The organism is Gilvimarinus gilvus, assembly GCF_030518155.1.
In the GTDB taxonomy this organism is placed as follows: Bacteria; Pseudomonadota; Gammaproteobacteria; order Pseudomonadales; family Cellvibrionaceae; genus Gilvimarinus; species Gilvimarinus gilvus.
Genome location: NZ_JAULRU010000747.1, coordinates 1 through 977, shown reverse-complemented (window position 1 = coordinate 977; position 977 = coordinate 1). Strand labels below are relative to the sequence as shown.

Genomic DNA, 977 nt, shown 5'->3' with positions numbered 1-977 from the left:
AATCGAAAATATTACAAAAGAATATTCGTTATCAACTTTCTTCTTAATTTTTACAATTGTACCAATTGTAGCAGGTTTAATCGTTATCGCATTAAATCCAGTTATGAAGAAATTGATGCACGGAGTTAAATAATAAAGATTGAAATTTATGAAATCAAGCTTAGCAATCGCTGCCCTAATTTTATCATCATTTCTTTTCGGACAAGAAATTAAATGGTTATCATTAGACGAAGCAACAAAGGAAATAAAAGCACATCCAGAAAAACCTGTATTGATTAATTTTTATACAACTTGGTGTGGATTCTGTAAGCGTTTGGACAAAGAAACTTTTACAGATAATAAAGTCGCAGATTATGTAAACAAAAATTATATTGCGGTAAAATTTGATGCAGAAACAAAGGATATGGTAAAATTTATGGGAATTCAGTATACATATATTGCGCCTGCTAAAGCGAATTATATGGCATATGCCTTTACAAACGGACAATTGAGTTATCCTGCAACTGTTTTGATGAACGGAAAAGGAGATATCAACAAAGTCGTTTTGGGTTATCGTAGTTCAACAGATTTCATAAACGATATCAAAATTTAATCGAGAAATAACCTTGTTGAGAGGTTTTCCATAAAACAGAATCAGAAGTTTCTTCAAGTTCTCTAACAATAGAAGGGTAGTTGCTGGCATCGGCAATTACCCTTTTTAATTTGTTATTATTTTCGAAAGGATAAAGCTTTGATTGATGAATTAACACATAGAAAGGAAGCGCTGAATCTTCTTCATTTAATAGGAGTTTAAATGACTTCGTTTCGATAGAATTTGGATGTTTGATAAAATGTTGATGTTTAAAGTCTGAATCATAAGAGTAGAAACTAACATCTTTAATTCGTTCGTGAATTTTATAAGGTTTAATCTTAAAATTATATGTTTTTTCATCCAAAGGATTTTCGCTTAAAATTGCTAAACTTCGTTGATTTCTTAT

The 977-nt window shown here is 30.1% G+C and carries 2 protein-coding genes; one reads left to right on the top strand and one right to left on the bottom strand.

Annotated elements, in window-relative coordinates:
• The first annotated feature begins 148 nt into the window (after positions 1 to 148).
• On the top strand, positions 149 to 592 hold the full coding sequence (locus QWI17_RS19370) for a thioredoxin family protein (protein ID WP_125348917.1): 444 nt from the start codon (positions 149 to 151) through the stop codon (positions 590 to 592).
• On the opposite strand, the gene QWI17_RS19365 is transcribed toward QWI17_RS19370, so the two are convergent.
• Positions 582 to 977: hypothetical protein (locus QWI17_RS19365; RefSeq protein WP_302724179.1), on the bottom strand; the 396-nt coding region annotated here is incomplete at its 5' end. The two genes, QWI17_RS19370 and QWI17_RS19365, sit on opposite strands and share 11 nt — an antisense overlap.